Origin of the sequence: Tardiphaga sp. OK245 (assembly GCF_900108575.1) — a bacterium.
Classification (GTDB): domain Bacteria; phylum Pseudomonadota; class Alphaproteobacteria; order Rhizobiales; family Xanthobacteraceae; genus Tardiphaga; species Tardiphaga robiniae.
Genome location: NZ_FNWZ01000002.1, coordinates 480,852 through 499,849 on the forward strand (window position 1 = coordinate 480,852; position 18,998 = coordinate 499,849).

Here is an 18,998-nt window from a genome sequence, read left to right on the forward strand (position 1 = left end):
GCCCGCAGACTGGGAACCCACTGCCGATGGTCTCGACAATCGCAAGCTACCAGCTGATCTCCAAGAATATCGTCAAATCGTTGCAGCAGACGATGGAGAAGCCGGACGTGTCGAAGGACACAGAATACTACCTGTCACACATCCGCGATGTGAATACGATCGACGAATTCATCGGCGACTATCGGTTGTTCAGCTATGCCATGAAGGCGTACGGGTTGAGCGACATGACCTATGCCAAGGCGTTCATGCGCAAGGTTCTTACGGAAGGTGTTGCCAGCTCGACCACATTCGCCAACAAGCTTTCCGACGCCCGCTACCGCGAGTTCGCCACTGCATTCGACTTTGCCAAACTGGGTGACCAGGCGACGAGCACGACCGCCGCGCAGGTCGGCACCGTCGAGAAATACGTCCGGCAGCAACTCGAGGAAGACGCCGGATCGCAAAATGAAGGCGTTCGTCTGGCACTCTATTTCGAGCGCAAGGCGCCCAAGATCACCAGCATCTATCAGATTCTTGCTGATCCGGCGTTGATCAAGGTCGCCCAGATCGCGCTTGGCATCTCACCGATGACCTCGATGGCGGATGTCGACAAACAGGCGAACATGCTCAGCGCGAAAGTCGACATCGCGGATTTCCAGACCCCCGAAAAGCTGCAGACGTTCCTGCAGCGTTTTTCGGTGATGTGGGAGATGGAGAACGGAACGTCCACCGCCCAGTCGGCTTCAAGCACCCTCATCACGCAGCCGCTCGAAATGGGCCTCAGCACGGATGTGCTGACCACCCTGCAGAACCTGAAAATCGGACGATAAAATGCAATCAGCGCTCTATGTCAGCCTCTCGGCCCAGGTCTCGCTCGAGAAGCGACTCGAAACCATTGCCAACAACATGGCCAATATGAAGACCGCCGCGTTCCGTGCCGACGCGGTGAAGTTCGAGACTGCAATGTCGCGCGCGGCAACGCAGGCGGTCGCGTTCTCCTCGCCCGGCGAAAACTTCATCTCCCGCAAGGAAGGCGCTATCACCCAGACCGGCAATACCCTGGACGTGGCGGTCACCGGGAACAGCATGGCCGCGTACCCCGGCGGCCCCGATCCCGGCCACACGACGTGGATGGCGTTTGCTGGGCCGAACGGCACCGTCTATACGCGCGATGGCCGCATGCAGATCGACATCAACGGGCAGCTTCAGACCCTCACCGGCTATCCAATCCTCGATTCAGGCGGCACGCCGATCATCGTCGATCCCGACGCCGGCCCGCTGACGATCGTGCGCGACGGCACCATTTCGCAGGGCCGAATCCAGGTCGGTCAGCTTGGCCTGTTTGACATCGCTCCGGACGCAAAGCTGGAACGATTCGGAACGTCAGGCGTGATTCCGAGCAAGCCGGCGACCACCGCGCTCGACTTCGTCACGGTCGGCTTCCAGCAGGGCTACGTCGAAGGATCGAATGTCGATCCTCTGACAGAACTCACGCAGATGATGACCGCACAGCGCACCTTCCAGAGCGTCAGCTCGTTGATCGACAATTCCGAAAGTACCATGCAGAACGCCATTCGCACGCTGGGCGATCCAAAAGCCTGATGCCTGATGTGACCGGCGGGAGAGCTCGATGAACGCGCTTGAAAAACTCGAATCGACCATCGCAACCCTGCGCCGGGACGTGCCCACGGTTCGTGTCGGTGGCATGGTGTCCGAGGTGACGCCGACACATTTTCGCGTCTCCGGCCTATCGCGCTATGTCAGGCTCGGGGAATTGATCGGACTGGAAATCGACAAGCAGGTTCATCTCGGTGAGGTCGTGCGGATCGATACTGACGGCGTAACGGCCAAACCATTCGATTCCCACTTTGCTGCCGGCCTCGGCGTTCCCGCCTTCCGAATGCCTCCCAAGACACTGTCTCCACATCCGGCCTGGAAAGGTCGCGTCATCAATGCGCTCGGTGAGCCACTGGATGGCGCCGGCGACATGCCGGTCGGCGAGCGCGAGATGCAAACGGATGCTAATCCCCCGCCAGCGATGAGCCGCTCGCGCGTGAGCAAGCCGCTCCGTACCGGCGTCCGCGTCGTGGATCTCTTCACACCGCTCTGTATCGGCCAGCGCATCGGCATTTTCGCTGGTTCCGGCGTCGGCAAAACCACCCTTCTTTCGATGCTGGCACGCAGCGCCGGCTTCGACACCGTCGTCACTGCACTTGTCGGCGAGCGTGGACGAGAAGTACGTGAATTTCTCGAAGAATCGCTGGTCCATCACAAGACCCGCGCGATCACAGTCGTCTCAACGAGCGACGAAAGCCCGATGATGCGTCGACTGGCGCCGAAGACGGCGATGACCATCGCCGAATATTTCCGCGATCGCGGTGAATCGGTGCTGTTGATCGTCGATTCGGTAACGCGCTTCGCCCACGCATCCCGTGAAGTCGCGCTCGCTACCGGCGAGCCGGCGATCGCACGCGGCTATGCGCCGAGTGTCTTCAGCGAACTTCCGCGGCTGCTGGAGCGTTCAGGACCGGGCCTCGAAGGCCAGGGCTCCATTACCGGCGTCTTTGCCGTGCTGGTCGATGGTGACGATCACAACGAGCCCGTGGCAGATACGGTGCGTGGTACGCTGGACGGGCACATCATGCTCGATCGCGACGTCGCCGATCAAGGCCGCTATCCGGCCGTCAATGTGCTGTCATCGGTGTCGCGCCTCGGCCAGCATGTGTGGTCGCCGGAGGAAGCTAATCTGGTGCGTAAGCTGCGCGCCATGATCGCCCGCTTTGAGGACACCCGCGACCTTCGCCTGATGGGCGGCTATCAGCCCGGCCGCGACAGTGAACTCGATCAGGCCGTCCAGCTCGTGCCCAAGATCTACGACGTGCTGCAACAGCACCCGACCGACCCGTCCTGCGCGGAGCCGTTCCAGGAATTACTCAGCGTGATCAAGACCGCAATCGGCTAACTGCGCTCCCGCGTTCTAGACACCCGGGATCGTATCGAGATTGGCTGCCGCGACGATCGCACCGGATCGCACAAGGCGCAGCGACTTCTGAATGTCGTCGTGAAAATATCGATCCTCGTCGAGATGGGCGACGTCTGCCCGGATCCGTGCTCGAACGCTTTCCAGACGATCGCTGGACTTGAGCGGCGCATGGAAATCACAGCCTTGCGCGCCCGCCAGCAGCTCGATGGTAATGACGGCCATTGCATTCTCGATCATCGGCAGCAGCCGGCGCGCCGCATGGGCAGCCATCGAGACATGATCTTCCTGATTGGCCGATGTCGGAATCGAATCGACGCTGGCCGGATAAGCCCGCTGCTTGTTCTCAGATACCAGCGCGGCGGCCGTCACTTGCGCGATCATGAAGCCGGAATTAAGCCCCGGCTTCGGTGTCAGGAACGCGGGCACACCGGATAACACCGGATCCACCAGCATGGCGATCCGGCGCTCTGAGATCGATCCGATCTCACAGATCGCAAGCGCCATCATATCCGCCGCAAAGGCAACCGGCGCTGCATGGAAATTGCCACCGGAGATCGCGATATCGTCCTCGGCAAAGACCAGAGGATTGTCCGAAACGCCATTCGCTTCGGTGAGAAGTGTGGTGGCCACCTGTCGCAAAACGTCCAGCGCAGCGCCCATCACCTGCGGCTGACAGCGGAGGCAATAAGGATCCTGAACGCGGACGTCGCCAGTGCGGTGCGACTCGCGAATCGCGCTGCCGGCGAGAAGTTCCTTCAATGCCTGGGCCGATACGATCTGCCCTTCATGCTTGCGCAGTTGATGGATGCGCGGATCGAACGGCGTATCCGAGCCACGCGCGGCGTCGGTGGATAAGGCACCACTGACGAGCGCTGTCTTGAAAAGAATTTCAGCCTCGAACAATCCCGCAAGTGCATAGGCCGTCGAGAACTGCGTGCCGTTCAGCAGCGCCAGTCCTTCCTTGGCCTGCAGCTCGATCGGCCGCAGACCCGCACTGGCGAGCGCCTCCGTCGCCGGCAATCGGCCGGACGTCGTCAGCGCCTCGCCGACGCCGATCATGACCGACGCCATATGCGCGAGCGGGGCCAGATCGCCGGAAGCACCGACTGATCCCTGCGCGGGCACGATGGGCGTGATGTCATGCGCAATCATGGCGCTGAGCAACTGGACCGTCTCCATGCGGACGCCGGAGAAACCCTGTGCCAGGCTCGCAAGCTTGAGGCACATCATCAGCCGCACCACCGGCGCTGGCGCTGGATCGCCGACGCCCACGCAATGCGACAGCACGATGTTTTTCTGGAGGGCCGTGATGCTTTCGGCTTCTATGCCGACATGTGCAAGCTTTCCGAAGCCTGTATTGATGCCATAGACGGGTTCGCCCTTGGCGACGATCCGGGCAACTGCCGCAACACTGGCATTGATGCGGGGAATACAGCTCTCATCGAGAACTGGTACTGCCCCCCGATAGATCGACCGCCAGTCCGCCAGCGTCACCGTACCCGGTGTGAATCGCATCGTCATTAAAGTGTCTCCAGGCCATCCGTAGATGGCCCAAGGCAACACATTCAACGCTGCGCTTCAATGTTTGCGCGCAACAAAAAGGCCAGCCTTGCGGCTGGCCTTTCAGCTGATCGACAGTCAGATCGTCCGCTGCGACGTGCGACGCAGCGTCACGTTTGCCTTATGGCTTCCAGCCGCCGCCCGGCAGATTGCCGTGATAGGGCGTGTTGCGGCAGTGGCCCCACGGACCGCGCCAGTAACCGGGAGGGCAGCCGTTCCCCATTACGGGAGCTTCCTGATAGTAGCCGCCCGGGAGTGGGCCGTAATAAGGTGTATAGCGGCAGCCCCCATAGGGACCGCGCCAGCCGTTCGGACCGCAACCACCCGCAACCGGGATCACGTGCGCTTCGACAGCGATGCTCTGGCCCATCATCGGCGCAGCACTTGCCTGCGTCGAGACGATGAACATGGCGACGAGACATGCCGCCATCATGTGCAGAATTTTGGTCATTCTATTCCTCTCGATGAGTTGAAGATCACTCGGCCCCGACGAAAGCGTCTTCGCCTTGCCGCGCGATGCGCAACCCGAAGATGCATTGGTCTTCATTCTGCTTAGAGGCACCAGATACCGTTGACAATTCCGTTCTATCAATGCACCGGCACAACCCGTTCGGTTAGTTATCCGCCCGTTAAGAACGGCGAACGGAGCTGCCGCACGAAGTACTCCATCAGTGTAGTTCCCTTTAAACGAAGATGCAGCGACGTATTGGAGCTATTCCAGAGACCGGAACCCTGCATCCGCCCCCGCTGCGATCGAAGTGCTGCGACACGAGCGACTTCAATTGCCGCAAGGCCTTTGCATGATAGCTGAGTTGCGTGGAGCTCGGTTCTCGCGCTACCACGGGCCGCCGCGCAATCGCTTGATGAAAGACACCCGTGCTACCCTGGAAACTGATCGATACGACCGAAGTACCCGGCGGCGGCGTGCCGCTGCGCCTGATGCAGCGCGGGCAAGAGTTCACCATCAAGCTCGGCCAGAACGAGTTGATGAGCAGTCGGCTGTTCGGCTCCGAGGAAGCGCTGGCGACACTCACCTGCTTTCGCCTCAAGGACATGAAGGCGCCGCGGCTTTTGATCGGCGGCTATGGGATGGGCTTTACATTGCGCGCTGCGCTAAAGGTGCTCGGCCCGAAGGCGAAGATCACCGTGGTCGAACTGGTGCCCGCGATCGTCGCCTGGGCGCGTGGCCCAATGGCCGAGCTGTCTGGCGACAGCCTGAGTGATGAGCGCGTGGAGATTGTCGAGGGCGATGTCGTTAAAGCCATCGCTGGTGCACGCGGCAAATATGATGCGATCCTGCTCGACGTCGATAACGGGCCCGAAGGCCTGACGCGAAAATCGAATGATGCGCTCTATGACCTGAAAGGGTTGCGCGCGGCCCAGGCCGCGCTCAGTCCGGGCGGCGTACTGGCCGTCTGGTCGTCATTTCCTTATGACAAATTCACGGCGCTCCTCGGCAAGGCAGGCTTCAACGCCGAGGAAATCAAGATCCGCGCCACCGGCACACGCGGTGGCGCCCGTCACGTCATCTGGCTGGCGACGAAGCCAAAAACATAGCCGTCGCCGCCATGAAGATGGATCTTAATAGGCAATCGAACGACGACTGCGGCGCGGTTCGGCATAAGGCTGCGGGCTGAACGCCAGACGCGGATTGACGATGCAGTCGACGCCGCGGCCCGATGCAGTGGCCTGGCACGCTTCATAGCTCGGATAGGAGCAATCGGTCCCAAAAGCCTGCGACTGGATGCAGTAGGGATAGGTCGGGGCGGCAGCTGCAGGGCTGGAAGCCATGGCCGAGACACCACCAACAGCCAACACGGCCAGCATCAGATTGCGCATCACGTCTTCTCCTTCGCGGCAGCGGTCCTGTGACATCCCCAGAAAGCAACAGAGCCTGCGGATGAACGTTCCCGCAAGCTCCGATACATCCCAGTCTTGTGATTACGCGCTTACGCTGGCGTCATCACAAGGGCTAGACACCATAGTGCCGCATGGGTTCATTCGACCTTAAGGCCCGCGGCTTTGACCACTTTCTCCCACTTCTCGGTCTCTGCGACGATCATCTTGCCGAACGCTTCTGGCGGTCCGATCAGCGGTTCGCCGCCGAGATCGATCAGCTTGGCCTTGACGGCCGGATCCGCCAGCACCGCATTAACGTCCGCGTTGAGCTTGGCGATAATCTCCGGTGGCGTCTTCTTCGGCGCACCCATGCCGAACAAAGCGCTGGCCTCATAACCCGGCACGGTTTCCGCGACGGTCGGCACATCGGGTAGAAGCGACGATTTGTCGGTGGTCGTCACCGCCAGCGCGCGAAGGCTGCCTGAGCGGATATGCTGGATGATTGACGGCATATTGTCGAAGATCACCTGGACCTGACCGCCGAGCATGTCGGTGATCGCCGGCGCAGCACCGCGATAGGGCACATGCTGCATCTTGGCGCCTGAAAGCATCATGAACATCTCGCCGGACAGATGCACCGAGGTGCCGTTGCCCGACGACGCCATGTTCACCTTGCCCGGATTGGCCTTCACATAGGCGATGAATTCCCCGACGGTCTTCGCCGTGATGTCCTTGTTGACGGTCATCACATTGGCGGTGCGATGGAAGGCGGCGACAGGCGCGATATCACGCACGAAATTGAAGCTCAGCTTCCCATAAAGCGTCGCGTTGATGTAGTTCGCCGGATTGACCAGCAGGATCGTGTAGCCGTCGGGTTCTGCATTCACGACAGATTCGGTGCCGATATTGTTGCCCGCGCCCGGCTTGTTTTCGACGACGAATTGCTGGCCGGTTCGCTCGGATAGCTTCTGCCCGATCAGGCGAGCCAGAATATCGGTTGCACCGCCAGCAGGATAGCCGACGACAAAGCGAACCGGCCGCGTCGGATAATCCACGGCCAGCGCCGAGCTGACCGGAACGAGAGCGGTTGCAGTAAAAGCAGAAAAGCCAAGCGCAATTAGACCGATCGCGACACGACGTGACGTCATATTTTATTCCCTCCGGCTGCCGCAACTTTGCGCGCGGTCAGCGTGTGTTGAATTGACAACGGCCGTATCTACCAAACAATTCAACTATCGGCCAGTGCGACACTACTGCGGCACCAGCCCAAAGAAACGTCAAGGCAACGCCAAGGACCATTTCATGTCCCTCACCGTCACGGCCCTCGATCATCTCGTCCTGAATGTCACTGACGTCCAGCGCTCAGCCACCTGGTATCAACGCGTCCTGGGCATGGAGGTGAAGGTGTTCGATCCCGGTCCGGGCAAGTTGCCGCGCACATCGGTGAGTTTTGGCGTGCAAAAGATCAATCTGCGGCCGATCGGCGCCGATAAGGTCGAGTGGTTCACGGCGGATCATGAGATGGCCGGCAGCGACGACCTCTGTTTTCTCACTGCATCACCGCCCGACGCCGTGGTTGCGCATCTCGGCGCTTGCGATGTTGCTATCGAGGAAGGCCCGGTGGCCAAACAGGGCGCGCGCGGCACCTTGCGCTCGGTCTATTGCCGGGATCCCGATGGCAGCCTGGTTGAAATTTCGTCTTACGAAATAGGCTGATCCTGCACGCGTTGCGGTTTGCGCACCGCCGCCGCTGATGGCACAACATCTTCCGTAAAAACAAGAATAAGAAAGCCGCACCCGCGTAAGCGGTCGCTCCGGCGGCTTTCAACGGAGGATACATGCCCCACCAGCTCGCCACAAATCCCGCCATGATTCCCGGCTCGATCGGCCCGTTCGACGGCATGGATGTGCCGTGGCTGCTGCGCATGCGCGCGGAAACGCGGCGCGATCACCCCTTTATTATCTGGTCGCCATTCGATGCGCCCGCGCGGCCATGGACCTATGGCGAGTTTCACGATCGCGTCGGCGCACTGTCCGCAGGCCTTGCCCGACGCGGCATCGTCCAGGGCGACTATGTGCTGATCCATCTCGACAACTGCGTCGAGATGCTGCTGGCGTGGTTCGCTTGCGTCGAACTCGGAGCCATCGCCGTCACCACGAATACGCGCTCTTCAGCCGCGGAGATCGAATATTTCGCCGATCATTGCGGCGCGGTCGCCGCAATCACCCAGCCATCCTATGTCGAGCCTGTCGCCACCAATTGTCGCAAACTACGCTGGATCGCGGTGACGTCGCACAACGCCGGCGCGTCGGCCGACGGCCATGCTGTGGGCAAGGCTGAGCGGTTCGAATCCCTGTTCGCCGACAGCGCCGATCGTCCACGCCGCCCGGTCGATCCCTGGGCGCATTGCAGCGTGCAATATACGTCGGGCACTACATCGCGGCCCAAAGCCGTGCTGTGGACTCATGCCAATGCGCTGTGGGGCGGCAAGGTGAACGCGGCGCATCAGGACCTGCATGCGTTCGATACGCATATGACCTATCTGCCGCTATTCCATACCAATGCACTGGCCTATTCGATGTTGGCGACGCTGTGGGTCGGCGCCTCCATCGTGCTCCAGCCCCGCTTCTCTGCGCGCCGGTTCTGGTCCGTCGCCACCGAACATCGCGCAACCTGGCTTTCGACGATCCCGTTCTGCATGAAGGCGCTGCTCGAACATGAGGTGCCGAAGCATCATTTCCGGATGTGGGGTGCGTCGTTCTGCGATCCGCCGGCCTTCGCCAAATTCGGCGTCAAGATCATCGGTTGGTGGGGCATGACCGAGACCATCACCCACGGCATTATTGGTGAGGTCGACCAGCCCAATACGCCGATGGCCATCGGCCGCGCCGCAACCGAATATGGCATCCGCGTCACCAACGACGACGGCACGCCGACTGCCGTGGGTGAGACCGGCAATCTCACGATCAAGGGCATTCCCGGCCTGTCGCTGTTCAAGGAATATCTGCACAACGAGGCCGCGACTTCAGACAGCTTCGACGCGAACGGCTTCTTCATCACTGGCGACCGCGTCACGCTACTCGAGCGCGGCTATATCAAGTTTGGCGACCGTGCGAAGGACATGCTGAAAGTTGGCGGCGAGAACGTTGCCGCATCGGAGATCGAACAGGTCGTCATCACCGTGCCCGGCGTGCGCGAAGCCGCCGTCGTCGGCAAAAAACATCCGATGCTGGATGAAGTGCCGGTGGTTTTCATCATCCCGCATGCCGGCGTCGCGCAGGCACCACCAGCGCTGTATGAGAGTGTCATGGCGGCTTGCAAGCGCGGGCTGGCGGATTTCAAGGTGCCGCGCGAAATCCACTTCGTGGACGAGATGCCGCGTTCGACGCTTGAAAAAGTGGCCAAGGCGGAATTGCGCAAGCTGCTGGCCTGAGGCGAACGGCGCTTACGCGCCGAGCGCCACCGGGCGGAACACCTGTAGCAGTTGCTGGTCGATCTTGTCGCCCATCTGCTCCATGATCTCGAACGCCTTGGCATGCGTGAAGGCCATGCGATACGCACGCCGCTCCACCAGAGCCGCGTGGATGTCGACGATGGTCATAAGGCGAACGATGTCGCTGATCTGGTCGCCGGCCAGCGCATCGGGGTAGCCGCTGCCATCCAGGAATTCGTGGTGATGCAGCACCACGTCGAGCATCTCGCGCGGAAAACTGCCCTGCGCCACCAGCGCTTCGAAGCCGAGACGCGGATGTTTGCGCATCTCGAGCGTCTCGTCCTCGGTGAGCTTGCCCGGCTTGTCCAGGATCGAGACCGGGATGAAGGCCTTGCCCACATCATGGACGAGGGCTGCGCGCGTGAGGCGGCGCTGATCTTCGTCGCGCATGCCGAGATGCTGCGCAAAGGCCACCGCGAACCCCGTCACGAATAGGCAGTGACGATAGCTGTGATTGTGATGACGGCCGACTGCGGCCAGCCATTCGCGCAGCGATGTACGCTTGATGGCCTTCAGAATCTGGTTCTCTGCCTGCATCACGTCGTTGAAGGTGAGCGGCACGCCCGCCGGCAATTTCTCGAAGATCTTGACCATGACCGCATGCGCCGCCTCGACGCCGCGATTCAGCGCCTTGCCGCGTGCGGAGAAGTCCTCGTCATGCGGGTTTGGAAATGCCGCGCGAATACGCTGCATGATGCCACGTGCATCGAACGGCCGCGCGATCGTATCGGTGGCGCCGAGCGCCCAGGCCTGCATGGATCCGTGATGCAGCGAGTCGGCCAGCACGAACAGGCGCGGTATCGCTTCATAGGATTTGTGGCGCAGCTTGTTGCGCACGCGCTGCACGGCCTCTGCCGAGCGCAGATTGATATCGACCACGATACCCGACAGCTCGCTCGGCGGCGTCTCCGGAATGGCTGACGTTGGGACAACATCGACTTCGCCGACCTTCTGCAGGATATCGACGAGTTCGCTGCTGTGATCGCTGCGGTCCGATGCCAGAAGCAGTCGGCGGCGCGCCGGCGATTGGTTGACTGAAGCGGTCATATGCCCTCGATCTATTGCGGCGAACGGGGCCGCAAGCAGGACATACATACCTTGGAACAGGGTTCTTGAAGCTTAATGGGTATTGTTAATGCTTCCTGATCGCCCCCCGGAAGGTTTCATTCCGGCGGATAGCACTATCAGTCGGTTAGGGCTTTCGCGAAAACTTTAAGCAATGCCGCCTTGCGCCGGGATCCGATCCGGAAAACAATCGCGCCATGAAGACCATCAGGTTCATCCTCGGCGTCGCGACCGCCCTCGCCGTCACGGTTCCGGCCCACGGGCAGCCCGCCGGGACGAGGCCCGATCTGCCATTCACGGCAACCCTTTCGAACGCCACCCCGCTGGCTTTTGGGATGGCGGCGGATGACGCCGCCCGTATCTTGGGCACCCCGCTAACCTATGTCAGCGGCCGACCGGGCGATGAGATCTATCTGGCGATCCGCACCTTCGGCGGCAGCGGCTTCTTCGACCGCCGCGACCGCCTCTATCTCCAGTTTCGCAAGGGACGCCTGACCGGCTGGAAGGGCGACTGGGGCCGGCATTGGATGTGGCAGTAGCCGCTTTGTGAGTAGACCCGTGCTGTCGTCCGCGCCAAACAGACCTCACCCCTTCAACAACGATATGGAATACCTCGTGGGACAAGACATCACGCTGACTGCATCTGACGGCTTCAAACTCGGCGCCTACCGCACCCAGCCTGAGGGCAAGCCCAAGGGCGCCGTGGTGGTGATCCAGGAGATCTTCGGCGTAAACGACCACATCCGCACGGTCTGCGATCGCTTCGCGGTGCAAGGCTATGTGGCGGTGGCGCCGTCGATCTTCGATCGCACCGAACCCAACTTCCAGTCCGGTTATTCGCCCGAGGAAATCGCCATCGCGCGCAAGTTCGTTGCTAATCCGGATTGGCCCGCGATGCTGCGCGATACCCAGGCCGCGATCGATTCCGTTGGGGATGTCGGCAATGTCGGTATCATCGGCTTTTGCCTTGGCGGCAGCGTTGCCTTCGCCGCCGCCACGAAGCTGACCGGCCTCAGCGCCGCCATTGGCTATTACGGCGGCGCCGTGGTGCGCTTTGCCGACGACAAGCCGACCGTACCGACGCAGCTGCATTTCGGTGAAAAGGATCACGGCATTCCGCTGTCGGACGTCGAGACCATCCGCGCCAAGCGGCCGGATGTGGAGATCTTCGTCTATGACGGGGCCGAACACGGCTTTAATTGCGATCAGCGCGCCAGCTACAACAAGGCCAGCGCGGACATCGCAAGGGAGCGCAGCCTCGCGTTCCTCGCGAAGCATCTGAAGTAAGCCGCCGCCCTCTCCACGTCATTGCCGGGCTTGACCCGGCAATCCACCTTTGCGGCACCAACAAGCGCTTGGGCAAAGCTGGATACCCGGGTCAAGCCCGGGTATGACGACTGAGAGGGAGCAGCCTCGATCTTTCCCTGCCAGTCGGGAGAAATTGGAACATCACTCGCCCTTCACGCCCGCTGTCTTTGCCACCGTCGCCCAGCGATCGAAATCGCGGCGCAGGCTCTTCTCGAAGGACTCGGGGCTGTCTCCGACCGGAACGAGATTGACCGCCTGCAGGCCGGCGGTCCCCTCCGGCGAATTGATGATGCGACCGAGCTCGGCCGACAGCTTGCTCACAATGTCCTTCGGCGTCGCTGCTGGCACGAAGACGCCGACCCAGCCTTCAGCCTCGAAACCGGGATAGCCGAGTTCGGCCATGGTCTGCACGTTCGGCAGCTTGGGCTTGCGTTTCTCGCCGCCCACCGCGAGCGGACGGATCTTGCCGGCTTCGAGCTGCGGACCGGCCGTGGTGAAGTCGAGGAAGGCCGCCGTGACCTGATTGCCGAGCAAGTCGTTCAAGAGCGGCGCGGCGCCACGATACGGCACATGGGTCATATCAATGCCGGTGTTCTTCTTCAGAAGCTCGCCGTAAAGATGCGACGTGGTGGCGTTGCCAAAAGTGCCGTACGGATATTTTCCGGGACTGGATTTGGCAAGATCGACCAGTTCCTTCACCGACTTCATCGGCTGCGCTTCGGGCACGACGAGCACGATCGGCGAGATCGCGACCTGCGTGACGGGCGCGAGATCCTTGAACGCATCGTAGGGCAATTTCGACATCAGGCTCGGCGCCTGGATGATCTGCGTGATTGCGATCAGCACCGTGTAGCCATCGCCCGGAGCCTTGGCAGCGAAATCGTTGCCGATCACGCCACCGGCGCCCGGCTTGTTCTCCACGGTGACGGTCTGTTTCCAGGACTCTTGCAGCTTCTGCGCCAGCAGGCGCGCAGCGACGTCAGTGGCACCGCCGGGCGCATAGGGCACGACGAAAGTGATGCGCCGATCGGGATAGGATTGCGCGGTCTGCGCAAATGCTTGCGAAGACAGCGCCGCTCCCAGCGCCACGATGGCTGCCAGAGTGACGCCGCGCATCACGTTGACCGACGGACTGGTCTTCATCTCTTCTCCCCCTGATATCCATATGTGCCGACATGGCGGCGCATTTCAGCGAGTTGACCTCGCTTGATCATTGCTACAGGGCGGGAGACGATTCTGATACAGAGCAACGCGCATCCTGACGCCAATGCGCCGATACATCGCAGCCAATTTCATCGCGGGAAAGCGCGTCTATTCCGTGAAGCGGAGAAAATCGCGTGTGAGGTGATGACCGCGATCGATGCGTGCGATCAGAACCAGCGCTCGCTGACCAGCACCGTATCACCGGGATTGATCGGCGTGCCCAATGGCACCACGGCGCGGTACGAGCCCTCGACGGTGGTATGGGTCAGCGTGACTTCATCACGCTTGGCGCGTGGCGAAAAACCACCGGCGATGGCGATCGCGCTCTCGACGCTCATATTGGGCACGTAGGGATACTGTCCGGGAGCGGCAACTTCACCGAGGATGAAGAACGGACGGTAGGCTTCGATTTCGACAGCCACCGACGGCTCGCGAATGAAGCCATTGCGCAGGCGACCGGTGATGCTCGCAGCCAGGGCAGCGGGCGTCATGCCACGCGCCGGCACGCGGCCGATCAGCGGCATGGTGATCGCGCCACCGGCATCGATGGCGTAGGAATTGGTGAGACCTTCCTGGCCGTAAACCACGACGCGCAGCTTGTCGCCGGCATCGAGCTTGTACTGCGCATCATAGGTCGAGACGGGGGGAGCATAAGCGACCGGCACTGCCGCCGGCCCGTAACCCGGGCGACCGTAAGCGAGCGTGTCGAGATCGGCAGCCGGCGCAACCACTGCAACAGGACCCGGTCTCCGCATGCAGCCGGACAAAGCCAGCGCGGCAACCGCGACAATCATGGGCAGACGAAACGCGCGGGCAGACGACACTGGACATATCCCTCATAGAGGCAGCCTCGGTTTTGGCCTCTTATGGTTAAAATTCCGTTGTCACGGCCTTCCATCAGGCAGCAAAAAACCCGCCTTCGGGAGCTCCGAAAGCGGGCTTTTGACGTTGTTTATCTACACTTAGCCGTGGTCAGCTCAGGCCGTAACGCCGACCCCGATCGGGCACGACACACCGGTGCCGCCGAGACCGCAATAGCCGCCAGGATTCTTTGCCAGATACTGCTGGTGATAGTCCTCGGCGAAGTAGAACTTCCCGGCCGGCGCAATCTCGGTGGTGATGGCGCCGAGGCCCTTCGCGGACAGTGCCTTCTGATACGCCGCCTTCGACGCTGCGACGGCATCGCGCTGTGCATCGCTGAAGGTGTAGATCGCGGAACGATATTGCGAGCCGATGTCGTTGCCCTGACGCATGCCCTGGGTCGGATCGTGGCTCTCCCAGAACGTCTTCAGCAACTGCTCGTAAGAAATCTTCTTCGGATCGAACACCACCAGCACCGCTTCGGTGTGACCGGTACGGCCCGAACAGGTCTCTTCATAGGTCGGGTTCGGCGTGAAGCCGCCGGCATAGCCGACCGCGGTCGTATAGATGCCGTCGCCGAGCTCCCAGAACTTGCGCTCAGCACCCCAGAAGCAACCGAGCCCGAACACCGCCCACTCAACTCCTTCTGGATAGGGCGGCTGGATGTTGCTGCCATTGACGAAGTGATGCTTGGCAGTGGGGATCGGCGTATCGCGACCGGGCAGTGCTTCGGCGGCGGTCGGCAATGCAGCGGTCTTGCGCATGAAAAGCATGGATCATCTCCCGGCGCGCTCGCGAACGAAGTGGACTCCGGTTCGCTGGACGAACGTGCAGATCTGGGGGCCAACAGCACCCGCGAGGCAGAACCGGATTCACTCCTGCCGCGCGGCGTATCGCAGGTGGCAATATAGGTATCTACGAGGGAAACGGCAGGTGTGTTACGTCGTCGAGCGCCGTTCAATTCCGCGAATAGCCGATCAACGGCTTGCTTGGCCGAAACAACAGCATCAGCACGATGCCGAGCACGCCCATGACGGCCCAGGCCGGCTGGTTGAGCAGCAATTTGAGAAGCCCGCTGAGGAACGGCGCATTGGCATCGACCATCGCCTGGAAGGAACGCTGGCTGGCCTGGTTGATGTCGTTCCAGAACTCCCCGAGCCGGGTCAGCCGCAGCGCTTGATCGGCAATCGAGCGCGCCCCATCATAGACCAGGAACACGAACCCACCGGCCAGCAATAACAGCCCTATCAGGCGGAAAAACCCGCGGATCATCCGAATCCCCTCATCGCTCTCACCCCCGGCAATACCGGGCAAACCCGAGAAATTCAACCTCATCAGCAACTTAACCGCCACTCTGCGGCTGTTTTTCGTCTAAAGGCGCAGCCGGAAGGCGTTGACGGTGGAAATCGGGCACTCTATAAGGAGCGCCAATGGCGGTGGGCGCAATCCCGCCGCCGCTGTTCTTTGAGCGGCGCGCCCCGTGAGTTTCGAAACGCGTGAGCTTTGCCGCTCCGGGGATAGCATTTTCAGGAACACCCCGGAAACAGATCAGCGTTGGCCGCAGTCGAGCGGCAGACGTCAATCAGCCCGGCGCCCGAGACGGGACGCTGCTGAAGGATAGTGAGATATGGCCAATACGACCTCCGCCAAGAAGGCGACGCGCAAGATTGCCCGCCGCACCATCGTCAACAAGTCCCGCCGCACCCAGATGCGCGGTGCAGTCCGCACCGTCGAGGCGGCGATCAAGAGCGGCGACCGCGAAGCGGCGCTGAAGGCGATGAAGCTCGCCGAGCCCGAACTGATGAAGGCTGCTCAGCGCAACCTCGTTCACAAGAATCTCGCAAGCCGCAAGGTCTCGCGTCTCGTCCATCAGATCGCGAAGCTCGCGCAGTAATCTGACGACAACATTCTTTCCAAAAAGCCCGGCTTCACGCCGGGCTTTTTTTATGCCGCAATGCGTTCGCGCTATCGCGTCACAAATTCTGATGAAGCGCAAAGACCGCCGCGCGCTTGCGCGATGCGCGTCTCGTCATGTCTCTTCAACGGCACAGCCGGAACGCACAACGCATCACACCGAGTGCCAATCCGCGTTATCGCTTGCGTCAGCGTGATTCTGAAAAAGCAACAGCGCCACGCCGCCAGCACGAGTCCGATGTCTAGGGTTACCCTGACTCAACGCACAGAAAAAAACGCGCGGCTCTAATCACTTATCGGCATAGCGAAGCGGACCAGTTTGAAAACGCGGACTCGGCCCCTTCATTCGTAAATGAATTATGAATTTCTTTTTTCGCTGGATCGAATCTGCAACGGCACTGTCACATTACGATTCAGCGCGTTGATTCAAAACCTTGACGCATCGTCAAAAAAATCACGACGTGTTCCGGGCTGCGCAAGTGAGGCTTTTGCGGGGCACCTGAAAAATGATTCCGTTGCGAGAAACCGGGCGTGCTGTATTTCTTTAATCACTCGCGGCGCCCGCGGTTCTTCAGATCAGCGCGATTTAAGAACCAGGACGGACCTTAGGATCAGCGACGGTCTTCAGGTTAGCGACACCTTCCAAGCTTTGATCGGATCGCAGCCCATAGCAATATGGGAAGGGTTGTTCTGTGTCGAAATTTCTCGGGTATCCATCCGGATGCTTTGAAAAGAAATGCGCACCGGCCAATCGCAACCAGCAAAGCTGACGGTGCGGAAGTAAGCGGGCAGGCGAGCGGGCAAGACGACGATACGGGAATGCGACTGAACGAGTTTCGATGTTCAGCGTTGCGGACTGACTTTGAACCACATGTGAACTGACATCTTGCCGCGAGCGACCGCGGTGAGCGGGGGAGGCTTTATGCGCAAATCGACCACGACAGCATTCCAGCGACCGCGATCTGCGTCTCGTTTAGATACGGCGATCCACACCTCCGCCCACGTTCCCGACAGACCCTCCAGTACGCGCTGACCTCGCGACGAGGTCCTCTTCGACATCACTGATCTGACCTCGGCCGGATGGCCGTTGGCGGAGCTGTGCCCGAAGACGACGCGTCACACGAGGTCGCACCGCGTCTCCATACGCGGACATTCATCGGCAGCGTTGTGCCGGACACTCACTCTATCTGAAAAGTTCTCTGACAATGGCTAATATGGAACAGGATCACTGGTCTCGCGTGAAAGGTCGGCTGCGGTCGACGGTTGGCGAAGACGTTTACTCCAGCTGGTTCGCGCGGATGGATCTCGAAAGCGTGCAGGACGACAGCGTCCATCTTTCGGTACCCACCCGATTCCTGAAGAGCTGGATCCAGGCCCACTACGCCGAGCGCGTGCTGAACGCCTGGCAGGCCGAGATGCCGCAAGTTCATCGCGTCGATCTCACCGTGCGTTCGGCGATGCGCAACGTTGCGCCCGCCAACAAGGAAGCCGCAGCGCCGACCGAAGCGCGCCGCACCGAGACGTTCAACAACCGTCCCGCGCCCGAACTCCGCGCTACGGCCACCGCGCCGGTGTCCGCAAGCCATGAAGCACTCGGCGGCTCGCCGCTCGATCCGCGCCTAACTTTTGCGAGCTTCGTGCTCGGCCGCGCCAACACGCTGGCCCATGCTGCCGCGCGTCAGGTCGCCGAAGGTCGCCGCGGCGATCCGGTGATGTTCAACCCGCTTTACATCCATGCCGGCGTCGGCCTCGGCAAAACCCATCTGTTGCAGGCCGTGACCTGGGCTGGCAATTCCGGCCCCGACCGCAAGGTGCTGTATCTCACCGCCGAGAAGTTCATGTACGGCTTCGTCGCTGCGCTGAAGACGCAGACGGCGCTCGCCTTCAAGGAAGCGCTACGCGGCATCGACGTGCTGGTGATCGACGACATGCAGTTCCTGCAGGGCAAGACCACGCAGGCCGAATTCTGTCACACACTGAACGCGCTGATCGATGCCGGCCGCCAGGTGGTGATCGCCGCCGATCGACCGCCGTCGGATCTGGAAAGCCTTGACGAACGCGTGCGTTCGCGCCTGGCCGGCGGTCTCGTCGTCGAAATGAGCTCGCTCGGCGAAGAGCTGCGCCTGGGCATCCTGAAGTCGCGCGTTGCTGCGGCCCGTGCACATCATGCCTCGTTCGACGTACCGGAACCGGTGCTGGACTATCTGGCCCGCACCATCACCCACAATGGCCGCGATCTCGAAGGCGCAATCAACCGCCTGCTGGCGCATTCGAAGCTGAACGCCACGCCGGTCACGCTGGAAATGGCCGAGCGCGAAGTGCGCGACCTGATCCGCCCGCAGGAGCCGAAGCGCATCAAGATCGAGGACATCCAGCGTGTCGTCGCGCGTCAGTACAATGTCAGCCGGTCCGACCTCCTGTCGTCGCGCCGCACCGCCAATGTCGTGCGCCCCCGTCAGGTTGCGATGTATCTGGCCAAGACCCTGACGCTGCGCTCGCTGCCGGAAATCGGCCGCCGCTTCGGTGGCCGCGATCACACCACGGTTCTGCATGCCGTACGCAAGATCGAGGCGCTGGTTGGCAAGGACGTGGCCCTGCAGGATGAGGTCGAGACGCTGAAGCGCCAACTGCAGGAGTAAAAGCGTCCCCGCCCCCGACGCGCCAAAGCGTGCGCCGGGGCAGGACGAGGGTGTTAACCGTCAAAACATTGGGGGCCGGAAGCGCATCTCTCTTGCGCTTCCCGGCTATCCACGCCACCTTGCGGTCCCCCGCGGGATTGAGCAAAATCCACT

General features: G+C 61.3%; 19 protein-coding genes. 10 read left to right on the forward strand and 9 right to left on the reverse strand.

The features are described from left to right. Positions 1-26: 26 nt before the first annotated feature. Genes BLW80_RS08935 through fliI form a run of 3 tightly spaced genes read left to right on the forward strand, consistent with a single transcriptional unit; the run spans position 27 to position 2,941 of the window. Positions 27-809: a DUF1217 domain-containing protein gene (locus BLW80_RS08935; protein ID WP_093758188.1), complete on the forward strand. Its 783-nt coding sequence runs from the start codon at positions 27-29 to the stop codon at positions 807-809. A 1-nt stretch (position 810) separates the two neighbouring features. After that, positions 811-1,581, forward strand: coding sequence for a flagellar basal-body rod protein FlgF (flgF, locus tag BLW80_RS08940; RefSeq protein ID WP_093757679.1), 771 nt, complete (start codon positions 811-813; stop codon positions 1,579-1,581). A gap of 28 nt (positions 1,582-1,609) precedes the next feature. Continuing rightward, a complete protein-coding gene (gene fliI / locus BLW80_RS08945; protein WP_089263423.1) occupies positions 1,610-2,941 on the forward strand; it encodes a flagellar protein export ATPase FliI in 1,332 nt (443 codons plus the stop codon). A gap of 15 nt (positions 2,942-2,956) precedes the next feature. On the opposite strand, the gene hutH is transcribed toward fliI, so the two are convergent. After that, complete coding sequence (gene hutH / locus BLW80_RS08950; protein ID WP_093757680.1) at positions 2,957-4,483, reverse strand: histidine ammonia-lyase; 1,527 nt, start codon at positions 4,481-4,483, stop codon at positions 2,957-2,959. 160 nt (positions 4,484-4,643) lie between these two features. Then, positions 4,644-4,973: a GCG_CRPN prefix-to-repeats domain-containing protein gene (locus tag BLW80_RS08955; protein WP_231078751.1), complete on the reverse strand. Its 330-nt coding sequence runs from the start codon at positions 4,971-4,973 to the stop codon at positions 4,644-4,646. Positions 4,974-5,398: 425 nt separating this feature from the next. On the opposite strand from BLW80_RS08955, the gene BLW80_RS08960 reads away from it, so the two are divergent. Continuing rightward, complete coding sequence (locus BLW80_RS08960) at positions 5,399-6,079, forward strand: spermidine synthase (RefSeq protein WP_093757681.1); 681 nt, start codon at positions 5,399-5,401, stop codon at positions 6,077-6,079. A gap of 24 nt (positions 6,080-6,103) precedes the next feature. Here the strand turns inward: BLW80_RS08960 and BLW80_RS08965 are convergent, their stop codons facing one another. Both BLW80_RS08965 and BLW80_RS08970 read right to left on the reverse strand, forming a co-directional pair. Further along, entirely contained in the window at positions 6,104-6,361 is a 258-nt protein-coding gene (locus tag BLW80_RS08965) for a DUF3551 domain-containing protein (RefSeq protein ID WP_089263421.1), read from the reverse strand. 158 nt (positions 6,362-6,519) lie between these two features. Further along, entirely contained in the window at positions 6,520-7,509 is a 990-nt protein-coding gene (locus BLW80_RS08970) for a Bug family tripartite tricarboxylate transporter substrate binding protein (RefSeq protein WP_093757682.1), read from the reverse strand. Positions 7,510-7,663: 154 nt separating this feature from the next. Between BLW80_RS08970 and BLW80_RS08975 the strand changes: the two genes are divergently transcribed. Next, positions 7,664-8,077 (forward strand): VOC family protein, encoded by a 414-nt coding sequence (locus tag BLW80_RS08975; protein WP_093757683.1) that lies wholly within the window; start codon positions 7,664-7,666, stop codon positions 8,075-8,077. A 122-nt stretch (positions 8,078-8,199) separates the two neighbouring features. Continuing rightward, positions 8,200-9,795 carry an AMP-binding protein gene (locus tag BLW80_RS08980; RefSeq protein ID WP_244528077.1) on the forward strand — a complete coding sequence of 532 codons (1,596 nt, stop codon included), beginning with the start codon at positions 8,200-8,202 and terminating at the stop codon, positions 9,793-9,795. Between the two features lie 12 nt (positions 9,796-9,807). Here BLW80_RS08980 and BLW80_RS08985 read toward each other — a convergent pair whose 3' ends face one another. Next, positions 9,808-10,902 (reverse strand): HD-GYP domain-containing protein, encoded by a 1,095-nt coding sequence (locus tag BLW80_RS08985; RefSeq protein WP_089263417.1) that lies wholly within the window; start codon positions 10,900-10,902, stop codon positions 9,808-9,810. Positions 10,903-11,117: 215 nt separating this feature from the next. Here BLW80_RS08985 and BLW80_RS08990 point away from each other — a divergent pair, with 215 nt between their 5' ends. After that, positions 11,118-11,459: a hypothetical protein gene (locus BLW80_RS08990; RefSeq protein ID WP_093757685.1), complete on the forward strand. Its 342-nt coding sequence runs from the start codon at positions 11,118-11,120 to the stop codon at positions 11,457-11,459. 76 nt (positions 11,460-11,535) lie between these two features. Continuing rightward, positions 11,536-12,207, forward strand: coding sequence for a dienelactone hydrolase family protein (locus tag BLW80_RS08995; RefSeq protein ID WP_089263694.1), 672 nt, complete (start codon positions 11,536-11,538; stop codon positions 12,205-12,207). 162 nt (positions 12,208-12,369) lie between these two features. On the opposite strand, the gene BLW80_RS09000 is transcribed toward BLW80_RS08995, so the two are convergent. From BLW80_RS09000 to BLW80_RS09015, 4 genes are all read right to left on the reverse strand, one after another. Continuing rightward, the gene (locus tag BLW80_RS09000; protein ID WP_093757686.1) at positions 12,370-13,371 is read right to left on the reverse strand and encodes a Bug family tripartite tricarboxylate transporter substrate binding protein; all 1,002 of its coding nucleotides are present in this window, start codon (positions 13,369-13,371) and stop codon (positions 12,370-12,372) included. A 227-nt stretch (positions 13,372-13,598) separates the two neighbouring features. Then, positions 13,599-14,225, reverse strand: a complete 627-nt coding sequence (locus tag BLW80_RS09005) for a polysaccharide biosynthesis/export family protein (protein WP_093757687.1) — start codon at positions 14,223-14,225, stop codon at positions 13,599-13,601. Between the two features lie 183 nt (positions 14,226-14,408). Beyond that, on the reverse strand, positions 14,409-15,065 hold the full coding sequence (gene msrA / locus BLW80_RS09010; protein ID WP_093757688.1) for a peptide-methionine (S)-S-oxide reductase MsrA: 657 nt from the start codon (positions 15,063-15,065) through the stop codon (positions 14,409-14,411). A 184-nt stretch (positions 15,066-15,249) separates the two neighbouring features. Then, entirely contained in the window at positions 15,250-15,564 is a 315-nt protein-coding gene (locus BLW80_RS09015) for a hypothetical protein (RefSeq protein WP_068729932.1), read from the reverse strand. Positions 15,565-15,919: 355 nt separating this feature from the next. Here BLW80_RS09015 and rpsT point away from each other — a divergent pair, with 355 nt between their 5' ends. Then, positions 15,920-16,186 (forward strand): 30S ribosomal protein S20, encoded by a 267-nt coding sequence (gene rpsT / locus BLW80_RS09020; protein WP_068729934.1) that lies wholly within the window; start codon positions 15,920-15,922, stop codon positions 16,184-16,186. A gap of 1,225 nt (positions 16,187-17,411) precedes the next feature. Further along, positions 17,412-18,845, forward strand: coding sequence for a chromosomal replication initiator protein DnaA (dnaA, locus tag BLW80_RS09025; protein ID WP_089263412.1), 1,434 nt, complete (start codon positions 17,412-17,414; stop codon positions 18,843-18,845). Positions 18,846-18,998 lie beyond the last annotated feature (153 nt).

What these genes read in the sequence shown, in the direction of transcription:
- BLW80_RS08935 (WP_093758188.1), top strand. Translation starts at nt 27, where the DNA reads ATGGTCTCGACAATCGCAAGCTACCAGCTGATCTCCAAGAATATCGTC.
- flgF (WP_093757679.1), top strand. Translation starts at nt 811, where the DNA reads ATGCAATCAGCGCTCTATGTCAGCCTCTCGGCCCAGGTCTCGCTCGAG.
- fliI (WP_089263423.1), top strand. Translation starts at nt 1,610, where the DNA reads ATGAACGCGCTTGAAAAACTCGAATCGACCATCGCAACCCTGCGCCGG.
- hutH (WP_093757680.1), bottom strand. Translation starts at nt 4,483, where the DNA reads ATGACGATGCGATTCACACCGGGTACGGTGACGCTGGCGGACTGGCGG.
- BLW80_RS08955 (WP_231078751.1), bottom strand. Translation starts at nt 4,973, where the DNA reads ATGACCAAAATTCTGCACATGATGGCGGCATGTCTCGTCGCCATGTTC.
- BLW80_RS08965 (WP_089263421.1), bottom strand. Translation starts at nt 6,361, where the DNA reads ATGCGCAATCTGATGCTGGCCGTGTTGGCTGTTGGTGGTGTCTCGGCC.
- BLW80_RS08970 (WP_093757682.1), bottom strand. Translation starts at nt 7,509, where the DNA reads ATGACGTCACGTCGTGTCGCGATCGGTCTAATTGCGCTTGGCTTTTCT.
- BLW80_RS08975 (WP_093757683.1), top strand. Translation starts at nt 7,664, where the DNA reads ATGTCCCTCACCGTCACGGCCCTCGATCATCTCGTCCTGAATGTCACT.
- BLW80_RS08980 (WP_244528077.1), top strand. Translation starts at nt 8,200, where the DNA reads ATGCCCCACCAGCTCGCCACAAATCCCGCCATGATTCCCGGCTCGATC.
- BLW80_RS08985 (WP_089263417.1), bottom strand. Translation starts at nt 10,902, where the DNA reads ATGACCGCTTCAGTCAACCAATCGCCGGCGCGCCGCCGACTGCTTCTG.
- BLW80_RS08990 (WP_093757685.1), top strand. Translation starts at nt 11,118, where the DNA reads ATGAAGACCATCAGGTTCATCCTCGGCGTCGCGACCGCCCTCGCCGTC.
- BLW80_RS09000 (WP_093757686.1), bottom strand. Translation starts at nt 13,371, where the DNA reads ATGAAGACCAGTCCGTCGGTCAACGTGATGCGCGGCGTCACTCTGGCA.
- BLW80_RS09005 (WP_093757687.1), bottom strand. Translation starts at nt 14,225, where the DNA reads ATGATTGTCGCGGTTGCCGCGCTGGCTTTGTCCGGCTGCATGCGGAGA.
- msrA (WP_093757688.1), bottom strand. Translation starts at nt 15,065, where the DNA reads ATGCTTTTCATGCGCAAGACCGCTGCATTGCCGACCGCCGCCGAAGCA.
- BLW80_RS09015 (WP_068729932.1), bottom strand. Translation starts at nt 15,564, where the DNA reads ATGATCCGCGGGTTTTTCCGCCTGATAGGGCTGTTATTGCTGGCCGGT.
- rpsT (WP_068729934.1), top strand. Translation starts at nt 15,920, where the DNA reads ATGGCCAATACGACCTCCGCCAAGAAGGCGACGCGCAAGATTGCCCGC.
- dnaA (WP_089263412.1), top strand. Translation starts at nt 17,412, where the DNA reads ATGGCTAATATGGAACAGGATCACTGGTCTCGCGTGAAAGGTCGGCTG.